General features: G+C 69.1%; 22 protein-coding genes. 5 read left to right on the top strand and 17 right to left on the bottom strand.

Annotated features, from left to right (window positions below):
* Positions 1-15: 15 nt before the first annotated feature.
* The gene (locus BM353_RS12915; RefSeq protein WP_092081532.1) at positions 16-966 is read left to right on the top strand and encodes a hypothetical protein; all 951 of its coding nucleotides are present in this window, start codon (positions 16-18) and stop codon (positions 964-966) included.
* A 9-nt stretch (positions 967-975) separates the two neighbouring features.
* On the opposite strand, the gene BM353_RS12910 is transcribed toward BM353_RS12915, so the two are convergent.
* The 4 genes from BM353_RS12910 to fdhD are packed head-to-tail and all read right to left on the bottom strand — an operon-like array spanning position 976 to position 4245.
* On the bottom strand, positions 976-2244 hold the full coding sequence (locus BM353_RS12910; RefSeq protein WP_092081530.1) for a molybdopterin-binding protein: 1269 nt from the start codon (positions 2242-2244) through the stop codon (positions 976-978).
* Positions 2241-2732: a molybdopterin-guanine dinucleotide biosynthesis protein B gene (mobB, locus tag BM353_RS12905; RefSeq protein WP_092081528.1), complete on the bottom strand. Its 492-nt coding sequence runs from the start codon at positions 2730-2732 to the stop codon at positions 2241-2243. Before mobB ends, BM353_RS12910 begins: the two co-directional genes overlap by 4 nt.
* The gene (mobA, locus tag BM353_RS12900; RefSeq protein ID WP_092081526.1) at positions 2729-3346 is read right to left on the bottom strand and encodes a molybdenum cofactor guanylyltransferase MobA; all 618 of its coding nucleotides are present in this window, start codon (positions 3344-3346) and stop codon (positions 2729-2731) included. The genes mobB and mobA overlap by 4 nt, the downstream gene beginning before the upstream one ends.
* Entirely contained in the window at positions 3343-4245 is a 903-nt protein-coding gene (gene fdhD, locus BM353_RS12895; RefSeq protein WP_092081524.1) for a formate dehydrogenase accessory sulfurtransferase FdhD, read from the bottom strand. Before fdhD ends, mobA begins: the two co-directional genes overlap by 4 nt.
* A 55-nt stretch (positions 4246-4300) precedes the next feature.
* Between fdhD and BM353_RS12890 the strand changes: the two genes are divergently transcribed.
* Together BM353_RS12890 and BM353_RS12885 are read left to right on the top strand one after the other, a co-directional pair.
* Complete coding sequence (locus BM353_RS12890; RefSeq protein WP_092081522.1) at positions 4301-5017, top strand: AzlC family ABC transporter permease; 717 nt, start codon at positions 4301-4303, stop codon at positions 5015-5017.
* Positions 5014-5343 (top strand): AzlD domain-containing protein, encoded by a 330-nt coding sequence (locus BM353_RS12885; RefSeq protein ID WP_092081520.1) that lies wholly within the window; start codon positions 5014-5016, stop codon positions 5341-5343. The genes BM353_RS12890 and BM353_RS12885 overlap by 4 nt, the downstream gene beginning before the upstream one ends.
* A 4-nt stretch (positions 5344-5347) precedes the next feature.
* Here the strand turns inward: BM353_RS12885 and BM353_RS12880 are convergent, their stop codons facing one another.
* The 4 genes from BM353_RS12880 to BM353_RS12865 all read right to left on the bottom strand — a co-directional run bounded on the left by BM353_RS12880 (position 5348) and on the right by BM353_RS12865 (position 8977).
* The gene (locus BM353_RS12880) at positions 5348-5950 is read right to left on the bottom strand and encodes a hypothetical protein (protein WP_092081630.1); all 603 of its coding nucleotides are present in this window, start codon (positions 5948-5950) and stop codon (positions 5348-5350) included.
* A 40-nt stretch (positions 5951-5990) separates the two neighbouring features.
* Complete coding sequence (locus tag BM353_RS12875; protein WP_092081518.1) at positions 5991-6125, bottom strand: aa3-type cytochrome c oxidase subunit IV; 135 nt, start codon at positions 6123-6125, stop codon at positions 5991-5993.
* A gap of 99 nt (positions 6126-6224) precedes the next feature.
* Positions 6225-7265 (bottom strand): MBL fold metallo-hydrolase, encoded by a 1041-nt coding sequence (locus BM353_RS12870; protein ID WP_092081516.1) that lies wholly within the window; start codon positions 7263-7265, stop codon positions 6225-6227.
* A complete protein-coding gene (locus BM353_RS12865; protein WP_092081514.1) occupies positions 7265-8977 on the bottom strand; it encodes an acyl-CoA dehydrogenase in 1713 nt (570 codons plus the stop codon). The genes BM353_RS12870 and BM353_RS12865 overlap by 1 nt, the downstream gene beginning before the upstream one ends.
* Positions 8978-9084: 107 nt before the next feature.
* Between BM353_RS12865 and BM353_RS12860 the strand changes: the two genes are divergently transcribed.
* Positions 9085-10050 carry an L-threonylcarbamoyladenylate synthase gene (locus tag BM353_RS12860; RefSeq protein WP_092081512.1) on the top strand — a complete coding sequence of 322 codons (966 nt, stop codon included), beginning with the start codon at positions 9085-9087 and terminating at the stop codon, positions 10048-10050.
* Positions 10051-10072: 22 nt separating this feature from the next.
* Here BM353_RS12860 and BM353_RS12855 read toward each other — a convergent pair whose 3' ends face one another.
* A complete protein-coding gene (locus BM353_RS12855; RefSeq protein WP_092081510.1) occupies positions 10073-10642 on the bottom strand; it encodes a YqgE/AlgH family protein in 570 nt (189 codons plus the stop codon).
* Between the two features lie 122 nt (positions 10643-10764).
* On the opposite strand from BM353_RS12855, the gene BM353_RS12850 reads away from it, so the two are divergent.
* Entirely contained in the window at positions 10765-11562 is a 798-nt protein-coding gene (locus tag BM353_RS12850) for a protein-disulfide reductase DsbD domain-containing protein (RefSeq protein ID WP_245759646.1), read from the top strand.
* A 3-nt stretch (positions 11563-11565) separates the two neighbouring features.
* Here BM353_RS12850 and BM353_RS12845 read toward each other — a convergent pair whose 3' ends face one another.
* The 8 genes from BM353_RS12845 to BM353_RS12810 all read right to left on the bottom strand — a co-directional run bounded on the left by BM353_RS12845 (position 11566) and on the right by BM353_RS12810 (position 21312).
* Positions 11566-14958, bottom strand: coding sequence for an efflux RND transporter permease subunit (locus BM353_RS12845; protein ID WP_092081508.1), 3393 nt, complete (start codon positions 14956-14958; stop codon positions 11566-11568).
* Between the two features lie 3 nt (positions 14959-14961).
* Positions 14962-16452, bottom strand: a complete 1491-nt coding sequence (locus BM353_RS12840; protein ID WP_092081506.1) for an efflux RND transporter periplasmic adaptor subunit — start codon at positions 16450-16452, stop codon at positions 14962-14964.
* Between the two features lie 82 nt (positions 16453-16534).
* Positions 16535-17077, bottom strand: coding sequence for a molybdenum cofactor biosynthesis protein B (gene moaB / locus BM353_RS12835; protein WP_092081504.1), 543 nt, complete (start codon positions 17075-17077; stop codon positions 16535-16537).
* Entirely contained in the window at positions 17074-17904 is an 831-nt protein-coding gene (locus BM353_RS12830) for a uracil-DNA glycosylase (protein WP_092081502.1), read from the bottom strand. The genes moaB and BM353_RS12830 overlap by 4 nt, the downstream gene beginning before the upstream one ends.
* Before the next feature lie 46 nt (positions 17905-17950).
* Positions 17951-18556: a glycerol-3-phosphate 1-O-acyltransferase PlsY gene (gene plsY / locus BM353_RS12825; RefSeq protein WP_092081500.1), complete on the bottom strand. Its 606-nt coding sequence runs from the start codon at positions 18554-18556 to the stop codon at positions 17951-17953.
* The gene (gene pyrC / locus BM353_RS12820) at positions 18549-19838 is read right to left on the bottom strand and encodes a dihydroorotase (RefSeq protein ID WP_092081498.1); all 1290 of its coding nucleotides are present in this window, start codon (positions 19836-19838) and stop codon (positions 18549-18551) included. The genes plsY and pyrC overlap by 8 nt, the downstream gene beginning before the upstream one ends.
* Positions 19835-20374, bottom strand: coding sequence for a hypothetical protein (locus BM353_RS12815; RefSeq protein WP_092081496.1), 540 nt, complete (start codon positions 20372-20374; stop codon positions 19835-19837). The genes pyrC and BM353_RS12815 overlap by 4 nt, the downstream gene beginning before the upstream one ends.
* Positions 20371-21312, bottom strand: a complete 942-nt coding sequence (locus tag BM353_RS12810; protein ID WP_092081626.1) for an aspartate carbamoyltransferase catalytic subunit — start codon at positions 21310-21312, stop codon at positions 20371-20373. The genes BM353_RS12815 and BM353_RS12810 overlap by 4 nt, the downstream gene beginning before the upstream one ends.
* Positions 21313-21460 lie beyond the last annotated feature (148 nt).

Raw genomic sequence — 21460 nt, 5'->3', positions numbered from 1 at the left:
TTTCGGGGAGAGCCGATGACGATGCAACTTGAGCCCGACGGGTCAGATCGCAGCGCGTCTCTCGCCGGGTTTGGCGCAGGCGGGCTGTGGGCCTTGGGCGTGGGCGTCTGGGCGGTGGCTGCGCGGCCCGGGGTCCTTGTGGCGCTGCTCGTCCTGCTGGGGCCCGCCCTGGCCATCTGGGGCTTTGTCGCCCTCGCGCAGCGCTTGCTGCGGCTTCAGGTCGAGGTTCGCGCCCTGCGCGGCGAGCTCGAAGCCCTGCACCGCGCGAGCGAGGAAGAGGCCCGGATCGCCTCGGCGCTGGAAGGCTTCGCCGCCACCCAGCGGAAGGTCGAGACCACGTTGGCGATGCTTGCGGCCGCGCCGCGCCGGGATGATCATGCCTATGGGCTCGTCTCCTCCGGCGCGGAGGTCGCGCATGTGCCCGCCCCCCGCCCCGCCGAGCCTGACGGCCCGCAGGCCAGCCTGCCGCTGACCCATGTCCAGCCGGGCGCGCCGCTCTCGACGGCCGATTACATCCGCGCGCTGAACTTCCCCCAGACGGCCGACGATCAGGACGGCTTCGCCGCGCTCCGGCGGGCGATGCGCGATCGCGAGGCCCGGCATCTGGTTCAGGCGGCGCAGGACGTGCTCACCCTGCTCAGTCAGGACGGCATCTACATGGATGATTTCGAGACCAGCCGCGCCTCGCGGCCGGATCTCTGGCGCCGTTTTGCCGGGGGCGAGCGCGGGGCCGAGATCACCGCGCTTGCCGGGCTGGGCGATGCTGAGATGCTCGACAAGATCGCCCGCCGGATGCGCAGCGACACGATCTTTCGCGACACGGTGCATCATTTCCTGCGCCGGTTTGACCGGGCGCTGACCCGGCTCGCGGGCATCGCGAGCGATGCCGAGATCGCGGCCCTTGCCGAGACGCGCACCGCGCGCGCCTTTATGCTGTTGGGCCGTGTTGCGGGAAGTTTCGACTAGCCGCGCGCGTCAGAGCCCGAAGCCGCTGAAGGGCAGGAACCGCACCGCATCGCCGGGGCGGATATGGCGCGCGCCGTCCTCGATCTCGACCAGACCCTCGGCCCAGGAGAGCGAGCTGATCCGGCCCGAGCCTTCGCTGGGAAACACCTCGGCCCGCCCGCCGCGCAGCCGCGCGCGCAGGAATTCGCGCCGCCCCGGTTTCTTGCGTTTTTCGAACGCCGCGGGGACCTCGACCCCGAGTGGCTCCATCCAGTCGCCGCCCGCCAGCCGCTCCATCGCGGGGCGCGCGAAGATGAGCGTGCAGACCATCGCCGCCACCGGGTTGCCGGGCAGGCCGAACACCGGCGCGCCGCCCCAGACCCCGAGCGCCAGCGGGCGCCCCGGCTTGAGCGCGATGCGCCAGCTCTGCATCGCGCCACGCTCGCGCAACAGGGCCGAGACGTGATCCTCATCCCCCGCCGAGGCGCCGCCCGAGGTCAGGATCAGATCCGCCTCCGCCGCGCCGCGATCAAGCGCCGCGGCGATGCGGGCGCGATCGTCCGGCTGGCGGCCGAGATCGAGCGGGACAAAGCCGAAACGACGGATCATCGACAGGAGCATCGGGCGGTTGGCATCGAAAATCTGGCCCCGCTCCGCGGTCTCGCCGGCCTCCACCAGCTCGTCGCCTGTGGAGATGACCGCGACGCGCAGCGGACGGCGCGCCTGCACCTCCACCACACCGGCCGAGGCGAGATAGGCCAGATCCGCCGGGGTCAGCCGGCGGCCCGCGCCGAGAAGCTCAGCGCCAGAGATCACATCCTCCCCCGCCTTGCGGGTGTTCGCGCCGCGCCGCAGGGGGCCGCGAAAGGCAATGTGGCTCGCGCTCGCCGCGACGTCTTCTTCCAGCACCACCGTATCGACCCCGTCGGGGATCGCCGCACCGGTCAGGATGCGGATCGCGTGGCCGTCCGGCACGCGGCCCGCGAAGGGCACCCCCGCCGCCGACCGGCCCTCGACAAGCGGCAGCGTCGCGGTCTCGCCGTCCTCCAGTGGCCCGGCGAATCCGTAGCCATCGACCGCGCTATTGGCGTCGGGCGGGTTGGCGCGGCGGGCAACGGCAGGCGCGGCCAGAAACCGCCCCGCCGCCTCGGCCAGCGCGCAAGTCTCGACCGCCGTCACCGGATGGAGCCGCGCGCGCAGCATCCCGAGCGCCTCATCCACCGGCGTCCAGTCCACTCCGGGCGGCAGTGCGAAACAATCGTTGCGCAGCGGCGGCGGAACCGGGGGCGCCCCGCTCACAGCCCCACCTCCGCGAGGATGAAATCGGCGATCGCCACGGTATCGTCGAGGTCAAAGACCGGCCGGTCGCTCTGGAGCGGCACATCGGCGGCGATTGCCGTGATGTTGGCATCCCCCGGCGCGATCAGCGGGTTGCCCGTCTCGGCGCGAAAGGCCTCGATCTTGGGGTGGCTGTCGCGCTTGTAGCCCTCGACCAGCACCAGATCGACCGGCGCGAGCTTGGTCAGCAATTCCGCCAGCGGCGGCTCATTGCCGCCCCGCAATTCATGCATGAGCGCGAACCGGTTGCCCGATGAGAGCAGCACCTCGGTCGCCCCGGCGACGCGGTGGCGATGGCTGTCCTTGCCGGGGTGGTCGACGTCGAAGGAATGATGGGCGTGTTTGACCGTCGAGACGGAAAAGCCCCGCCCGGTGATCTCGGTCACGAGCCGCTCCATCAGCCCGGTTTTGCCGGCGTTTTTCCAGCCTGTCACGCCATAGAGCCTCATGCGGACGATCCGATGAGGGCGCGGGCGCGGGCGAGGTCCTCGCCGGTGTTGACGTTGAAGAAAGGATCGACGGCGCCGGTTTCGAACAGGGCTTCGCGGCCCCCGTGTGTTTCCGTCCAGAGCACGACCTTGCGCAGCCCGCCGCGAAGCGCCGCCCGCAGATCATCGCGCAGCGCCACGGGCCAGAGGCCGAAGGTGGGATGGCGGTGCTGCCGCCCCCCCTCTTGCGTCGCGGCGAGCGCCAGCGGATGGGCCATGCCCTCGGCGGCAAGCAAAAGACGCGGGACGAGATCCTCGGGGAAAAACGGCGTGTCGGCCGCGGCGGTCACGATCGTCTCAGCCCCGCGCTCCGCAGCCCAGTCGAGCCCGGCCAGAACCCCCGCGAGCGGGCCGGCGAAACCCTCGATACTGTCCGGCAGGACGGAAAGACCGGTCTGGGCAAAGCGCGCCGGATCCCCGTTGGCATTGAGCGCGAGTTCGGCCACCTGCGGTGCGAGCCGGCCGATCACATGGCCCAGAATGGACGAACCGCCCAGCGGCAGCAGCCCCTTGTCGCCCCCGCCCATGCGCGTGGCGCGCCCGCCCGCGAGGATCACGCCGAGAGGTTGCTTCACGCCGCGCCCCCCTTGCGGCCCGCGCGCCGGGGCTCTTCGGCAACCCCGCTCACATCCGCGTCGCGCACCAGCCGATCCTCGCCCGAGAGACAGACAAACCGCTGGCCTCGCAACCGGCCGATCAGGGTCAGGCCGACCTGCTGCGCGATCTCGACGCCCCAGGCGGTGAACCCCGAGCGCGAGGCGAGCACGGGGATGCCCATGAGCGCGGTCTTGATGACCATCTCGGAGGTCAGGCGCCCGGTGGTGTAGAGGATCTTGTCCTCCGCCCGGGCCCCTTCGGAGACCATCCAGCCGGCGATCTTGTCCACCGCGTTGTGGCGGCCGACGTCTTCCATATAGACCAGCGGGCGGTCCTTCTGGCAAAGGACGGTGCCGTGAATCGCGCCGGCGTCGAGATAGAGGGAAGGCGTGCGGTTGATCTTGTGCGAGAGCGCATAGAGCCAGCTCGTGCGGAGCTCGGCAGTGGGCAGGACGGTCTCCTCCAGCCCTTCCATCATGTCGCCGAACACGGTCCCGACGGCGCAGCCGGATGTCCGCGTCTTCTTCTGAAGTTTCTCTTCGTAATTCGTCTCTTGCGCGGTGCGCACCACCACGGTTTCCAGCTCCTCGTCATACTCGACGCCGGTCACCTCCTCGCCATTTTTCAGCATCCCCTGATTGCGCAGGAAACCGAGCGCGAGGTATTCGGGGTAATCCCCGATGGTCATGGCCGTCACGATCTCGCGCGCGTTGAGAAAGATCGTCAGCGGGCGCTCCTCGACCACGCGGATCTCGATCTCCGCCCCGGTCTGGTCATGGCCCTTGACCGCGCGGGTGAGCCGCGGCGCAGCGGGATCGGGCGCGATCAGAAAGCCGCTGCTCTCGCCGTCATCATGGGTTTGGGTGGGCAATTGCATCCCCTCGTCGAACGCTCTAAGCCGGATCCGGCAGCACAAAACGTAGAGAGCCCCGATGGCAAGGTCCACCACCAAATCCCGCTTTTGGCAGGGGGTGCGCGACGGCGCGCCGTTCCTCCTCGTTGTCGGCCCTTTCGCAATGCTCTTCGGGGTCGTGGCGACGGAAGCCGGACTCAACCTCTTCGAAACAATGGCGTTCTCGATCGTGGTGATCGCCGGCGCGGCGCAGTTCACCGCGCTGCAACTGCTGTCGGAAAACGCGCTGGCGGTGATCGCGCTGATCTCGGCGCTGGCGGTCAACCTGCGGATGGCGATGTACTCGGCCTCGATCACGCCCTACCTCGGCGCGCTGCCGCTGTGGAAACGCGCGATCGTCGCCTATTTCCTGGTGGACCAGACCTATGCGGTCAGCGTCGCCAAGTTCGAGCGCGAGACCGACATGACCCCGCGCGAGCGCTATGCCTATTTCATCGGGGTGATGTCCCCGGTCTGCCCGCTGTGGTACGTCTTCACGCTGGTCGGCGCGCTCGTGGGCAGCGCGATCCCCGACTGGCTGGCGCTCGATTTCGCCGTGCCCATCACCTTCCTCGCCCTGATCGCGCCGATGCTGCGGACGGGCGCGCATGTTGCCGCGGCGGTGGTGGCGATCGCTCTGGCGCTCGGGTTTGCCTGGCTGCCCTATAACCTCGGGCTGCTGGTGGCGGCGCTGGCGGGGATGATGACGGGGGCGCAGGTGGAACTGATCGCATCGCGCCGGGAGGATCCGGCATGAGCATCGACCGGCTGGACCTCTGGATTGTCATTCTCGCGCTCGGCGCGGGGAGCTTCCTTCTGCGCTTTACGTTTCTGGGGCTGGTGGGCGACCGTCAGATGCCGGACTGGGTGCTGCGCCATTTGCGCTATACCGCCGTTGCGGTCCTGCCCGCGCTGGTCGCGCCGATGGTGATCTGGCCGTCAGCGACGGGCGGGAGCCTCGATCCCGCGCGCCTCTCGGCGGCGGTGGTGACGCTGCTGTCGGGGTATCTGACCAAGAAACCGCTGCTCGCGATCCTGCTCGGCGCCGCCACGCTCTACCTCGGGCTCTACCTCGCCGGCTGACCGGTCATTGCAGCACCTCGACATGGTCGAGCGATTTCACGTCGGGGTCGTCATCGCGAATAAACTCTTCGCGCACCCCGGGCAATTTGCCGAAATCGCGGCGCAGATTGTCGGGGAACCAGGTCGTGCGGATCGACTCGAACCCGGGCAGCTTGCTCAGGAGGCGCGCCGTCATGGTGGTGCACTGCGCCTGCCGGACCGGGCCGTTCGCCCGGGCCAGCGACAGCGCCAGTTCGGCCGTGGCCGCCGGGACCTCCAGCCGCTGCACCGTCACGTCATAGGTCTCGCGCGCGTGGAAATCGAGAAAGCCCGCCTCGGCCGCCGGGGTGACGCCGAAGAGCACGTCATGACGTTCGGGAACGCGAGGGTGGGAAAAGGAGCCGGCGGGATCGAAGATCACCCGCTCCGAGCCGCTGATCATGAGCGCGGTATGCGCCCCGTTGCCCGAACTGCGGTTGAGCACGGTGATGAGCGCGAGCTCCGGCGGCCCCGAATGGCGGTAGCGGTAGCGGTCCACCACCTCGTCCGGTGCCCATTTGTTATCGGCCGCGCAACCGGCCAGACACAGCCCCAGAAGCACAAGGGCACCAAGCCGACGCCAGACCATGCGCATCACCTCTTGAGGAACTTCGGGCTCGGGGGGGGCGTCAGCTGTTGTAGATCGCCAGCAGGATCACCACGCCGATGCTGATCGCGGCTGTCCATGCGGAAAAGCGCAGAAAGCCCTCGAAGGTCTTTTCCTGCGTTTCGATGTTCATGCTTCCGTGCTTGTGTTCGGCCATCTGCCTCGTCCTCATCTCGATGTCCGGGGCAGGTCTACGCGATTCACACGCGCCTGTCATCCCGCTTCGCACCCTCTTGCGTCTCTGCGACGAGAGGCCTCAGACCGCGCGAAAAAGCCAGGCCCCGTCGGCCCGGCGCGTGCGGGTGACGCGGCCCGTGGCATGGAGGTGATTCATGTGGCCAACCGCCTCGACCAGGGCGAGCCCGTATTCCCCCGTCCCGATGGGGCGCTTGAAGAGAACCGGGAAACAGTCCGCCGCGGTTTTCGGCTCATCCAGCGCGGCGAGCAGCCGTTCCAGCGCGCTGTGGTGATTGTCGATGAGCTGGCGAAACCGGACCGGCAGGCCGGTGAAGGGGCGCCCGTGGCCGCAAAGGCCGATCTGGTCCCCCCGGGCGAACTGGCGCAGCCGCTCGCAAGAGGCCAGCCAATCGCCCACCGGATCGGCGTCCGGCTCGGTGGCATAGACCCCCAAATTGGACGAGATCGACGGCAGGACCTGATCACCGGTGATCACGAGGGCGTCGTCGCGACTCCAGAGCGTGGCGTGTTCGGGGCTGTGCCCGTCGCCGGTCCGGATCGCCCAGTCGCGCCCCGCGAGCCGCAGCCGATCCCCGTCTTTCAGCCGGCGAAACCCGAGCGGCATCGGGTGGACCGCATCGGAGAAGTTGAGCGGGCGTTCGGTGAGGCGTCTGGCGTAGGTCTCCGGATCCATCCCCGCGCCGCGCCAGAAGGCGAGCGTCTCCTCGGTGGGGCGTTCCTGGACATCGAGCGTCAGCATCCGGGCCATGAGCCAGCAGGTCCGCGTGGCCAGAAGCTCGGCGCCGTGCTCTTTCTGGAACCAGCCCGCGAGGCCGAGGTGATCGAGGTGGTGATGCGTCGCCAGCACCCGCGCGACGGGCCGACCGGCGAGCGGGCCGGCCAGCAGCCGCCCCCAGATCTCGCGCCCGAGCCTGGTGTCGAGCCCGGTATCGACCACGGTCCAGCCGTCTTCATCCTCCAGAATGTAGACGTTGACATGCTCCAGCGGCTTGGGCAGCGGCAGGCGCGTCCAGAGGACACCCGGCGCGATCTCGACCACCTCCCCCGGCTCGGGCGGGGTGGCGAACGGGTAGCCGATCGGTCCCTTCGCGCCATCCATCAGGCGGCGAGACCCTCGGCATCCACCGCGTAGAGATCGTCGGCCCCCGCGCGCGCATGGGCCAGATGGCCCAGATGTTCGGGCAAGAGCCGCGTGATGTAAAATTTCGCAAGCTGGGCGCGCGGGCTCTCGGGCGCGGCGAGCGCGGCCTTGAGGTGGTAGTAGCCCCCCAGCACGCGGGCAAACCCCATGAGGTAGGGCACGGCGCCGGCGAACCGGTCGTTGAGCGCGCTGCCGAGCAGGGTTTCGGTCGTCTCGCGCAGGGTCTCGCAGGCTTCCCAGACCGGCTCGCCGAGGCCCGGCAACGTGTTGCGCGCCTCTTCCAGCTCGGTCTCGATCTCGTCGAGCAGCGCGAAGATCGCGTCCCCGCCGTCCATCATCTTGCGGCCCACGAGGTCCATCGCCTGAATGCCGTTGGTTCCCTCGTAAATCGCCGTGACCCGCACATCGCGCGAGAATTGCGCCGCGCCGGTCTCTTCGATGAAGCCCATGCCGCCATGCACCTGCACGCCCAGCTCGCTCACGCGGATGCCGGTTTCGGTCCCGAACGCCTTGGCGATCGGCGTCAGGAGCGCGGCCCGCGCGGACCAGTCGTCCGACCCGGTTGCGGTGGACATGTCGATCGCCACGGCACAGGCCAGCGCGATCGCGCGCGCGGCAAAAGTATCGGCGCGCATGGTCATCAGCATCCGGCGCACATCGGCGTGATCGAGGATCGTGCCGGTCCCGCCGTCGATCAGGCTACGGCCCTGCTTTCGCTCGGTGGCATAGGCGAGCGCGGCTTGCGTCGCGGCCTCGGCAATGCCGATCCCCTGCACGCCGACGCCCAGCCGCGCGTTGTTCATCATGGTGAACATCGCCGCCATGCCGCCGCCCTCGGGGCCCACGAGCCAGCCCTTGGCGCCCTCATATTCCATCACCGCGGTGGGCGATGCATGAAGGCCAAGCTTGTGCTCCAGCGAGACCACGCGCAGATCGTTGCGCGCGCCGGGGTTGCCATCCGCATCGGGGATGAATTTCGGCACCATGAAGAGGCTGATCCCCTTCGTCCCCTCGGGTGCGCCGGGCAGGCGCGCGAGCACGAGGTGACAGATGTTGCCGGAAAAGTCGTTGTCGGCCCAGGTGATGTAGATCTTCTGGCCGGTGATGGCGAAACTGCCGTCGCCCAGCGGCTCGGCCTTGGTGCGCAGCGCGCCAACGTCCGATCCCGCCTGCGGCTCGGTGAGGTTCATCGTCCCGCACCATTCGCCGGAAATCAGCTTGGGCAGGTAGAGCGCCTTGAGCTCGTCGGAGGCGTGATGCTCGAGCGCCTCGATCTGGCCCTGACACATGAGCGGGTTGAGCTGCATCGCAAGACAGCCCGCCGCCATCATGTCGTTGACCGCCGTGGTCACGGTCATGGGCAGCCCCATGCCGCCATGCGCGGGATCGGCGGAAATCCCGACCCAGCCGCCATCGGCAATCGCCTTGTAGCCTTCGGCAAATCCCGGAGAGGTGCGCACGACCCCGTTCTCAAGCCGCGCGGGATGCTGGTCGCCGACGCGGTTCAGCGGCGCGATCACCTCTTCGCTCAGACGCCCCGCCTCGCCGAGGATCGCGTCGATCATCTCGGCATCGGCATCCGCGAAGCGCTCGGTTTGCGTCACCCGGTCAAACCCGACAACATGAGAGAAGAGGAACTGGAAATCATCGACGGTCGCTCGATACGGCATGAATGATTCCTTCTTGGTCCAAACTTGGCAATAAGACACAGCGCAGCTATGGCTGGCACTCTAACCCAAGCTCCGACGCCTCCAAAAGTTAAACGCCACGTCACGAGATGCCCATGCCGACCGAACGTCTGCGCGACGATGCGCCCTCACTCGCCCGCGCGGCCCGGATCCTGCGGGCGGGCGGTCTTGTCGCGCTGCCGACAGAGACGGTCTACGGGCTCGCGGCCAATGCGCGCGATGATCGCGCCGTGGCCCGGATCTTCGCGGCAAAGGAGCGCCCCCGGTTCAACCCGCTGATCGTGCATCTGCCCGATGCGGCCGCGGCCCGGGAGCTGGTCCTGTGGAACGACACCGCAGACCGGCTTGCCGCGGCGTTCTGGCCGGGGGCGCTGACGCTGGTTTTGCCGCTGAAAGAGGAGCACGGGCTGTCGCCGCTGGTGACGGCGGGCCTGCCGACGGTGGCCCTGCGCGTGCCGGCCCATCCGCTGGCCCGGGCGGTGCTGCGCGAAAGCGGCCTGCCCCTCGCCGCGCCCTCGGCCAATCCCTCGGGGCGGATCAGCCCGACCACCGCCGCGCATGTGCTCGCCGGGCTGGACGGGCGGATCGACGCGGTGCTCGATGGAGGGCCCTGCGCCGTTGGGGTTGAATCGACCATCCTCGGACTTGCGGAGGGGGGCGGCGCGCGCCCGGCCCTGCTCCGGCCCGGCGGCATCCCCGCCGAGGCGCTGAGCGCCGCGCTCGGCCAGCCGCTCGCCGCCGCGCCCGCCAGCCCCGAGACCGCGCCAAACGCGCCGGGGCAGCTCGCCTCGCATTACGCGCCTGATGCGCCCGTCCGGCTCAACGCAAGCGCGGCCCGCGAGGGCGAGACGCTGCTCGGCTTCGGGCCGGTGGACTGCGCGGTCAACCTCTCGCCCTCGGGGGATCTGGTGGAGGCCGCCGCGCGGCTGTTTGACTGCCTGCACGCGCTCGATGCGATGGGCGCGGGCGCGATCGCCGTCTCGCCGATCCCCGAGACCGGGCTTGGCCGCGCGATCAACGACCGGCTCCGCCGCGCCGCCGCCCCGCGACTCTGAGTACGCGACCTTGCGTATCTGATCAGGCGTGGCCCGCCGTGCCCGAGAGCGCCAGCGCATCGACCCCGAGCGATTTCAGCGCCGCATCCCATTTCGCCGTATCGGGCAGATCGAAGACCAGCTCCCGCTCCGCCGGGCAGGTGAGCCAGCCGTTCTGCGTGATCTCGCTCTCCAGTTGCCCCGGCCCCCAGCCGGCATAGCCAAGCGCCATGATCTGCTGCTTGGGGCCGCGGTCATGGGCGATGTCCTCGAGGATGTCGAGCGTCGCGGTCATGCCGAAGCCCTGGCCCATCTCGAGGGTCGAGATGTTGGAGATGTAGTCGTCGGAATGCAGCACGAAGCCCCGCGCGTGTTCGACCGGGCCGCCGAAATGGACCGGCAGCTTGCGATTGGCGGGCCCCTCGATCTCCAGCTGATCCAGCAACTCGGCAAAGCGCACATCGGCGGGTTTGTTGACGATCAGCCCCATCGCGCCCTCTGGCGAATGCGCACAGAGAAACACCACGGATGACTGGAACCGGGGATCGCTCATGCCCGGCATCGCGATCAGAAGGTGGCCGGTGAGGTCGAGTTCAGATTCGGCGTCCTGCATGGTAGAAACATGGGCCGAGTGCCGGTTTGGCGCAAGTGTTTCGCGTATCGGCAGAATTGCCCACGCCGGTCTCGCCAAAGCGTGACTTGGCAAGGGCGGCCGTTTGAGGCAAGCCGGGGGCCATGATGCGCGCTCTTCTTCCCGGCCTCGCGGCCCTCGCCGCGGCCCTTGCCGCCCCTGCCACGGCGCAGGATCTCTCCGGCGCGGCGCGGCTGGAGCTTTTACCCGGCTGGCGCACGGCGGGCGGGCAGCATCACGCGGCGCTGCTCATCGATCTCGGCCCCGGCTGGAAGACCTACTGGCGCGCGCCGGGCGACGGGGGCATTCCGCCGCTTCTCACGATTGACCGCCCCGAGGGCGCCGTCACCGCGCATTGGCCCACACCGCGCGTCTTCCGGCAGGCCGGGCTGCGCTCGGTGGGCTATACCTCTGACGTCGTCGTGCCGCTCACGCTGGAGGCGGGGGCGGAGGATGTGCAGCTCACGGGGCGTCTCGATCTGGGGATCTGCAAGGATGTCTGCCTGCCGGCGCGGCTGGAGTTCTCCGGGCGTCTGGCGGCGGGCCAGACCCGGCCCGACCCCCGCATCGCGCTTGCCCTCGCCGATCAGCCGCTGAGCGGCGAAGAGGCGGAGCTTGCCGCGCATCACTGCGCGCTACGGCCCAGCGAGACCGGGCTCACGCTCACCGCGACGCTCAGCCTGCCCTCCGCCGGCGCGCCGGAGGAGGCGGTGGTGGAGACCGGGGATCCGGGCGTCTGGGTGTCCGAGCCGATGACCACGCGGGAGGGCCGGACGCTGACCATCACCTCTGAGCTGGAGCGATTCACCGGCGGCGCCTTCGCGCTGGACCGCTCGCGCCTGCGCATCACCGTGCTCGGCGCGAACCACGCGGTCGAGATCACCGGCTGCCCGGCGGGCTGAGCCTCAGGCCGTCCGCTGCGCCATCGCATGGGCCGCGCGGGTGGCCACATAGCTCAGGGCAATGATCACCATCGCGCCAAGCACGAAGACCGCAACCGCCGGCCCCATCCCGCCCGACGCGAGCGCCGCAGGCAGCAGCGCGGCCAGCAGATCCGGCAACGCGCCGCCCTGCAGCAGCGCCCAGCCGAGCGTCACCGCGAACCACAGCGCGAGCCCGGCCGCCGCCCCCGCCGTCGCCAGATGCACCGCCCCCGCCCGCCGCCGCAGCGCGAGACGCAAGGCATCGGTCGCGCGGGCGACGTCCTTCTGCATCGCCATGATCGCGGGCACCAGCACAAGCACAAGCACCATCCCGAAGCCGAGCCCGTAGACCAGCGTGATGACCGTGGGCCGCAGGAACTGCGCCTGGCTGGAGCCCTCGTAGAGCAGCGGCGCGAGGCCGAGAATGGTGGTCAGGGTGGTCAGCAGAACGGGGCGAAGCCGGTCGGCCGCCCCCTCGACGATGGCCGGAAAGAGCCCGCGTTCTTCGGCGTATTCGTCGATCGTCGTGACCAGCACGATGGAATCGTTGATGATGATCCCCGTCATGCCGAGCAGCCCCACGACCGAGAACATCGACAGCGGCACCTCCCAGACGAGGTGGCCATAGACCGCCCCGACGAGGCCGAAGGGGATGATCGACATCACCACGATCGGCCGCGTCCAGGAGGAAAACACCCAGGCGAGCACGAGGTAGATCCCGGTAAGGCAGAGCGTCAGACCGCTGCGCGCATCGCTCAGGAAGCTCGACTCCTGTTCGGCGAGGCCCGACAGGCGCCAGTCGATCTGGTATTCGGCGGCGAGCGCGGGCAGCAGCTCCTCCTCCAGCGCGCGCTGGATCTCGCTGGCGCGGGCCGGGTCGTCCTCGGAGATGTCGCCGGTGACCGAAATCAGCCGCAACCCATTTTCCCGCCGCACGGTGGAAAAGCCCGTCCGGCTCTCGACCCGGACGATATCGGCCAGCGGCACGTAGGAGCCGCTCGCGGTGCGCAGCTGCATCCGGTCGAGGAAATCGGCCGTCAGCTCATCGGCGGGAAGCTCCACGCGGATCTCGGCGCTGCGCGGGCCCACCGGGTACTTCGCCGCTTCGATCCCGCCGAGCCGGTCGCGCAGCACGCGGCCCAGCCCGTCGATGGAGACGCCAAGCGCCTGCCCCTGCGGGGTAAGCTCGAGGATCAGGTCTTCCTTGTCATAGACGAGGTTGTCTTCGAGCGCCGAGACCTCCGGATACCGCGCGAGCGCGTCCTGAAGCGCGAGGCTCGCGTCCTTGAGCCGCTCCGAGGACGCGCCGAAGAGTTGGACATCGAGCGAATCCCCGCCCGGCCCCGACCGCCACCCGCGGAAACTCACCGTCTCCAGCATCGGGTGGCGCGGCACCCGCTCCTGCAGCTCGCCAACGAACTGGAAGCTTGAATAGGGGCGCAGGTCCGCCTCGATCAGCTCGATCGCGATGGAGCCGAGTTGGTCTTCATCCTTGCTGTCGGCCCCGGGCAGAGCGCGGCCCGAATTGCCGCCGATCTCGGAGATCACGTAATCGACCGGGTTGGCGCCGTAGCGGGTCTCGTATTCGGCAGCGAGGGTCTCGACCGTCTGCTGCAGGGCGCGCATCATCTCGAAACTGTCGGCGCGCGTCGCCCCGGGGGCCATGGCGAAGTTGCCCGTTACGCTGCCCTGCTCCGGCGCGTTGAAGAAGCGCCATTCCACATCGCCCCGGATGAAGGAGGCCGCCTGCATCGCCAGCAGGACCACCGCCCCGGCGCAGACCGGGTAACGCAGGCGCAGCACAAGGCCGACGAAGGGGCGGAAGAGCGTCTCGCGCACCCAGCGGAAGCCGTGGTTCACCTGGCGCGAGGGCCAGTCGTACCAGTAGTTCTTGTCGCTGTGCTTGAGCGAATGGGCCATGTGGTTGGGCAGGATGAGAAAGCACTCGATCAGCGAGGCGAGCAGCACGGCGATGACCGTGAGCGGGATCGCCTGGATCAGATCGCCGAAACGCCCGGAAATCGCGGTCAGGCCGAAGAAGGCGATGACGGTGGTGAGGGTCGCGGAAAAGACCGGAAGCGCCATGCGCCGGGCGGCGTTTTCCGCCGCCTCATAGGGCCCCTCGCCCAGCCGACGGCGGCGCGCGTCGGCGTGCTCGCCCACCACGATGGCGTCATCGACCACGATGCCCAGCGTGATGATGAGCGCGAATAGCGAGATCATGTTGATCGTCAGCCCGGCCATGTACATGAAGGCCACGGTCGCCAGCATCGCCACTGGTATCCCCGCCGCGACCCAGAAGGCGATGCGCGCGTTGAGGAACAGGAACAGCAGCAAAACCACAAGCCCGAGCCCCATGAGCCCGTTGGAATAAAGGATATTGAGCCGCGCGGTGATCGCCTCGGCCCGGGTGCGGATGAGGTCGATGCTGACCCCTTCGGGCAAGGTCAGCTCCATCTCCGCCGCCACCTCTTCAACGGTCTTCTGCATGGCGATGGCGTCGCCCTGTTCGTTGCGGTCGACGCGCACCGAGATCGCCGGATTGGCGCCAACGTAATAGGAGCGCGAGCGGTCCACCCCCTCGACCCGGATCGTCGCCACATCGCCGACGGTGAGGCTGGATCCATCGGTGGCCGAGCGCAGGATGATCGCGGCGATTTCCTCGGCGCTGCGTTTCTCGCTCCCGGTGCGGACCCGGGCGCCGCTGCTGCCGACATCGCCCGCGGGCGAGGTGTCGACCTCGGCGGCGATGGCGTCGGCGATCTCGGCCATGGTGATGTCATGGCGGATGAGGTTGACGCTCGGGACCTCGACGATCGTCTGCGGCGCCGCGAGGCCGCGGATGGTGGTGCGGGTCACGCCCTCGGCAAAGAGCCGCACAGTGAATTCATCGGCAAAGCGCCCGAGTTGGTCCACGCCGACGGGGCCGGTGATCACCACGTCGGTGACCCGATCGCGCCAGCCGCCGTAGGAGACGCTGGGTTCTTCGGAATCCTCGGGCAGATTGTTGATCGCATCAACCGCCGTCTGCACATCGTCCGCCGCGCGGGTCATGTCCCAGCCCGGCTCGAACTCCAGCTCGATGGAGGCGCGCCCCTCGCGCGAGACCGACGCGGAGGACGCCACCCCCTCGACCACGAGCAGCGCGGGCTCCAGAAGCTGGACGATCGCGGTGTCGACATCCTCGGCCCCCGCCCCGCTCCAGCGCACGTCCACGTCGATGCTGTCGGCGATCACATCGGGGAAAAACTGCGCCCGCATCCGCGGCCCGGCGAAAAGCCCGGCCAGAACGAGCAGCAAAAGCAGCAGGTTGGCCGCGGTGCGGTGCCGCGCGAAATAGGACAGGATGCCGCCGCCGGGTTTGAAAGCCGCCATGGCCTAACCTCCGATTCGCTCTTCGAGCCGTGCGATGATCTGGGCCGGAACGCGCGGCTGGCGGAGCTGGGCGAGGACGCGCTCCTTGGCCTCCGCCGGCATGCGCTGGTTGCCCTCCACGAGGGAGACAAGCTGCGCGCGGCGCTCATCGGTGAGCTCGACCATCTCGTCTGCAGCGGGACCGGCGCCATTTGCGCTCTGGTCTCCGTCGGCGGGCGCGCCGCCTGCCGGGTTCAGCGGCCGGACCTTGATCCCGGCGCCAAGGATGGGTGTCCGCTCGGCCACGATGCTGCGCCCGGCGATCGCGCTCGCGTCAACCAGCACATCGTCGCCCTGCCGGCGCAGGACCGGCGTGTCGATGACCTCAAGCCGCCCGTCCTCGCCAAGCGCGAGCACGGTCTGGCTCGAATCCACCGCCGTCGCGGGGAGCCGCGCGACGCCATCCAGCGGGGGCTCCTCGATCTCGACCGAGACGAAATCGCCCGGCTTGAGCCCGCGCACCTCATCGAGCTGCACGAAGACGACCCGGCCGGTTTCGCCGCTGGTGACCGAGGCGCTGCCCCGGCTCACGACGCCGCGCGACATGAGCCCCAGCCCGTAGAGATCGAGATAGACCGTCGCCGGCGCGGGGCGCAGCGCACCGCTCTCGTCGAGCAGCCGGCCGTATTGCGCGGTCGAGAGGCGGACGGCGACCTCGAGCCGGTCCGGATCAACCAGCCGCGCGAGCTGCTCGTTGCCGCTCACGATGCCGCCCTCGACGGCGACCACATCGGTCAGGGTGCCGGCGAATTGCGCGGTGACCTGGGTGTCCGCGACGCTGCGAACGGCCTCCTCCAGCGCGATTTCGGCACGGGCCAGCGCGGTGCGGGCCTGATCGATACGCGCCTCGGCATTGGCCAGCGACTGGCGATGCGACAGGACCGACTGAACCGCGGAAGACAGCGCAAGCTCGGCCGTCTCCACCGAGGAGGCCGACCCGACGCCGCGCTCGGCCAGATCTTTCTGCCGGGTCAGCGCGGTCTCGCGCAGCGTGGCCTGGGCCCGGGCGGCTTCGAGCTCATCCTGCGCCAGCTCCAGCGCGCGCTCCGCGTCCCGGGCCTCGAACTCGGCGTCTTGCAGATCGGCCTCGGCGCGCGACCGTTCGGCTTCGGCGTTCTGCGGATCGATCCGCAGCAGCAGCGCGCCGGCGTTCACCTGCCCGCCTTCTTCAAACTCCGGCGCCATCTCGACGACCGTCCCGCCCACGGCGGCGCGAATGTCGAGCGTCCGGCGGCTGCGCACCTCGCCGTAGGTGGTGAGCACGGGGGTGAGGGTTTCGGGCGCGACTGTGACGACGTTGACCGTGTAGACCTGTTCGCGGGCCTGCGGCATCCGCGGCTCACGCGCGAGGTTGTCTTCCACCGCCCGGCGCACGATGTCCCCGGCCCAAACCAGCATTGCCAGCGTCACCGCCACCAAGAACAGCCCTGTCAGACTGTGTCGCAAGAAACGCATCGCCGCGCCGCTCCTCGAAGTTTACTTTTGTCTCAAGCTTCTGCTTAGAGGGGATTATCCCTCCTGGCTAAACACGAAACCGCTACTTGCGGCGCAGGTGTTCGTCCAAGCGTGGCATGATCTCGACAAAATTGCACGGTCTATGTCGATAGTCGAGTTGCGGCTTGAGAATCTCGTCCCAGGCATCGCGGCAGGCGCCGGGGCTGCCCGGCAGCGCGAAGAGATAGGTGCCGCCCGCGACGCCGCCGGTGGCGCGCGATTGCACCGCGCTGGTGCCGATCTTGGCGTGGCTCACCATGGTGAAGACCGTGCCGAAAGCGTCGATCTCCTTCTCATAGACATCGCGGTGGGCCTCGACGGTCACATCGCGGCCGGTCAGCCCGGTGCCGCCAGTGCTGAGGATCACGTCTATGTCCGGATCGGCGATCCAGCTGCGCAGCTGCGCGGCGATATCGGCGCGCTCATCGGGCAGGATCGCGCGCGCCGCGAGCTGGTGGCCCGCTGTTTGCAGCCTGTCGACCAGCGTATCGCCCGAGCGATCCTCGGCGAGGCTGCGGCTGTCGGACACGGTCAGCACCGCGATGCGGACCGGCAGGAAAGGGCGCGTCTCGTCGATCCTGCTCATGGGGTGTTCCCGGTGGCGAGCCGCGCCTGGAGGGCCAGTAAATCTTGCCACGCATCCCGTTTTGCATGCGGGTTGCTCAGTAGATAGGCAGGGGGAAACATCGGCAAGGCGTCGCGGCCATAGGCGGTTGTCCATCCGCCGCGCAGCCGGGCGATTCCCCGCCGGCCAAGCCCGGCCTGACATGAAATATTGCCCATCAGCACCACGACGTCGGGTGCGACGAGCTCCACGTGGCGCTGCATGAAGGGGAGCATCATGGCGATCTCTTCGGGTTTGGGATCGCGGCTCTGCGGCGGGCGCCAGGGGATGACATTGGTGATGTAGAGCGGCGCGCCCTCGGTGCGGCCCATGCCGATGGCGGCGAACATCCGGTCCAGCAACTGGCCCTCGCGGCCGACGAAAGGCAGCCCGCGCGCGTCCTCCTCCCGCCCGGGAGCCTCGCCGATGATCATGACGCGCGCATCCGGGGCACCATCGGCAAAGACGAGGTTGCGCGCGCCCTTCTTCAGATCGCAATGCGGGTAGGCAAGGAGCGCCGCGCGGAGACCATCGAGGTCTCCGGCGGCGCGGGCCGCCTCGCGGGCGGCCTGGACCGGATCGGGACCGGGGGCGCTGACGGGTTGAGGGCGCGCGGCCCGTGCCGCCGCTGAAGGGTCTGCGCCCCGATCGACGGCGTGTTGCGGCGACGGGCTCGAGGTCGGTTTCGCCGGGCGGGGATCCAGCTCGAAGCGGTTGACCGGCGCGTCGGCGATCGCCTCGGTCGCGCCGAGGTCGATCTGCCAGTCGAGCAGAGCCAGCGCCGTGTCCGCGTCCATCGGTGATTCCATGGTCGGAGCGTAGGCCCCTCTGTCCGGGCTGTCCAACACGGGCGCCCTACCTTTCGCCGATGCGCGGCTCTGTGCCAGCCCGCAGCCGCGCGATGTTGTCCGCGTGGCGCCAGAAGACCAGCGCGGCGAGGGCCAGCGCAAGCACGACGCCCGCCCCATAACCGAAGACCAGCGCCCAGAGGACCGAGGCCGCCGTGGCCACCAGCGCCGAGAGCGAGGAGATCCGCGCGATCAGTGCCGTGGCGAGCCAGGTGGCGCAGCAGGCGAGCCCCAAGGGCCAGCTCAGCGCGAGCCAGAGGCCGAGGAAGGTGGCCACGCCCTTGCCGCCGCGAAAGCCGAGCCAGACCGGGAAGCAGTGGCCGAGGAAGGCCGCGAATCCGGCAATCTGCGCCGCATCCTCCGCCGCGACGGCACGGGCGATGAGCACCGCCACCGCCCCCTTGCCGCCATCGAGCAGGAGCGTGGCCGCCGCCGCTGGCTTGTTGCCCGTCCGCAGCACGTTAGTCGCGCCGATGTTGCCCGAGCCGACCTTGCGCAGATCGCCCAGCCCGAAGAGCCGTGCGAGCAGCACGCCGAAGGGGATCGAACCCAGTAGGTAGCCCAGCACCGCGGCGGCGATGAGGACAAGCGGCGGAGAGACAAACTCAGGCATCGGTCATCTCCCCGTGCACAGCGCGCCCCGCAACCCATGTGCCCAAAACGCGCCCCTGCAGCCGCGCGCCGTCAAACGGTGTGTTCTTGGATTTCGACAGCATCGTCCAGCGATCCAGCACGAAGGGCGCATCGGGATCGAACAGGACCAGATCAGCCGGCGCCCCGGCGCCCAGATGCCCGCAGTCGAGCCCGAGCCGCCGCGCCGGATTGAGCGAGAGCGCGCGGAACAGCGTCGGCAGCTCGATCCCATCCGAATGGTGCAGCCGCATCGCCGCGGGCAGCAAGGTCTCCAGCCCCACGGCCCCGCTCGCGGCCATCTCGAACGGCAGGCGTTTGCTCTCCTCGTCCTGCGGCGTGTGCATCGAGGAGATCACGTCAATGAGCCCCGAGCGCAGCGCCTCGACCACCGCCAGCCGGTCAGCCTCCGCGCGCAGCGGCGGCTTGAGCTTGAAGAAGGTGCGGTAGTCGGCCACATCGAATTCATTGAGCGTCAGGTGGTGGATCGAGGTCCCGGCAGTGACGTCGAGCCCGTTCGCCTTGGCGCGCGCCAAGGCGGGCAAGGCGCGCGCGGTCGTGATCTGATCGGCGTGGTAACGCGCCCCGGTCATCTCGATCAGCGCAATGTCCCGGTCGAGCGCCATGCGTTCGGCCATGGGTGAGACGGCGGGCAGCCCGCGCAGCGAGGCGAATTTGCCGGAGGTGGCCGCCGCGCCCGCCGAAAGGCCCGGATCCTGTGGATGGCCGATCACCAACGCCCCGAGGCTGCGCGCATAGGTCAGTGCGCGTGAGAGCACCTTTGTATCGGACACGACCCGGTCGCAATCGGTGAAGGCCACCGCGCCGGCATCGAGCAGAAACCCGATCTCCGTCATCTCGCGCCCCTCGCGCCCCTTGGTCAGCGCCGCCATGCACAGCACGCGGACCGGCGCCTCCTCATTGGCGCGCCGGGTGACGAATTCGAGTGTCTCGGGCGTGTCGATCGCGGGCAAGGTATCGGGGCGCGTGATCATGGTCGTGACCCCGCCCGCCGCGGCCGCGAGGCCCGCCGTCCGGTAGCTTTCCTTGTGGCGCTCGCCCGGCTCGCAGACCTTGACGCCAAGATCGACGATCCCCGGCGCAAGACACTTGCCGCCGCAGTCGATCACCTCGCCCCCGTCCGGCGCGACTTCGCCCTCGATCCGCCGGACGATCCGCCCGTCCTCGACCTCCAGCGCGCCGCGCGCCACGGTGCCGGCCTCCGGGTCTACGAGACGGGCATTGATGAACACGCTGCGCATCATCGCCCCCAAAGCGCCCAGCCGAGCGCCAACAGAAGCACCAGCGCCAGCGCGCCCCAAAAAATCCAGCGCCCGGCGCCAGTGGCCGGCGCGGGCCCGCGCCCGCCCGGGCCGGCCAAATTCCCCTTGGTCGATCCCGCGGGCAACTCCTCAAACCGCACCTCGGGCCGCGTCTCGGAATAGACCCCGACCAGCGTGACCGCGGACGCAGGCGCCAGCGAGACCGGCGCGCCGCCGAAAGCCGGCGACATCACCAGCATCACATGCCCCTCCAGCGCGTTCAGCCGCGCCCGATCCGGCGCCAGGGTCTCCGGCGCAATGCCCTGCCCCTCGGCAAGATACCCCGCAAGCCCAAGCCCCTCGAGATCGGCCACCGCCAGAACCTCGACCCACTTGGGATCCTCGACCGGCGCCCCAAGCGCCGCCTCCAGCCGCGCCGCATCGCCCTTGAGCGCCGCAGCCTCGGCCTCATCCATCGACAGCGAAAACACCCGCACAACGCCCGCCTCCAGCGCCGGGATTTCCAGCCCCTCCGTCATCCCATCGCCTCCCTGCGCAAGCCCTGAGCCAGCAGATCCATCGCCGCCATCCGCACCGCGACCCCCATCTCGACCTGTTCCTGAATGACCGAACGGTTGATGTCATCGGCGATCTCACCGTCGATCTCCACACCCCGGTTCATCGGCCCCGGATGCATGACGATCGCATCCGCCTTGGCGGCTGCAAGCTTGGCGGAATTGAGGCCGAAGCGATGGTAATACTCGCGCTCGGACGGAATGAACCCGCCGTCCATCCGCTCCTTCTGGAGCCGCAGCATCATGACCACATCCACGTCCCTGAGCCCCGCCTCCATGTCCTCATAGACCTCGACCCCGAACTCCGAAATCCCCGCGGGCATCAGCGTCGGCGGGCCCACGAGCCGCACCCGGTTCTCCATCTTGCCAAGCAACAGGATATTCGACCGCGCCACCCGCGAATGCGCGATATCGCCGCAAATCGCGATGTTCAGCCGGTGCAGACGCCCCTTCGCGCGCCGGATCGTCAGCGCATCGAGCAGCGCCTGCGTCGGGTGCTCATGCCGCCCGTCGCCCGCATTCAAAACCGCGCAATTCACCTTCTGCGCCAGAAGATCCACCGCCCCTGACTGCGGATGGCGCACCACCAGAAGATCAGGGTGCATCGCGTTGAGCGTCAGCGCCGTGTCGATCAGCGTCTCGCCCTTCTTGAGCGACGACGCCTGCATCGCCATGTTCATCACATCCGCGCCGAGCCGCTTGCCCGCAAGCTCGAAACTCGCCTGCGTGCGCGTCGACGCCTCGAAGAACATGTTGATCTGGGTGAGCCCAGCCAAAGCCTCGCCATGTTTGGAGGCCGCCCGGTTGAGATCGACATAGCGTTCGGCAAGGTCCAGAATGCAGTCGATATCCGCAGGCCGGAGCGGCTCTATCCCGAGCAAATGCCTCTGGCTGAAGCCCATCCCACTCTCCTTGCCTGCCTTGCCCGCCTTATAGGAGCGCGCGCCACGGGCGGCAAGTCGGTGCATCGCCCCGCCCCAGCCACAAGCGCCAACCCGAGCGCATCGGCCAAAGGCCGCGGCGCGAGAGATGAGCTTGCGCCTGCAAGGC

The sequence above is a fragment of the Poseidonocella sedimentorum genome, from assembly GCF_900116005.1.
GTDB classification, from domain to species: domain Bacteria; phylum Pseudomonadota; class Alphaproteobacteria; order Rhodobacterales; family Rhodobacteraceae; genus Poseidonocella; species Poseidonocella sedimentorum.
Note: the sequence above shows the minus strand (reverse complement) of the source record. Positions and strands in the feature narration are given on the sequence as shown.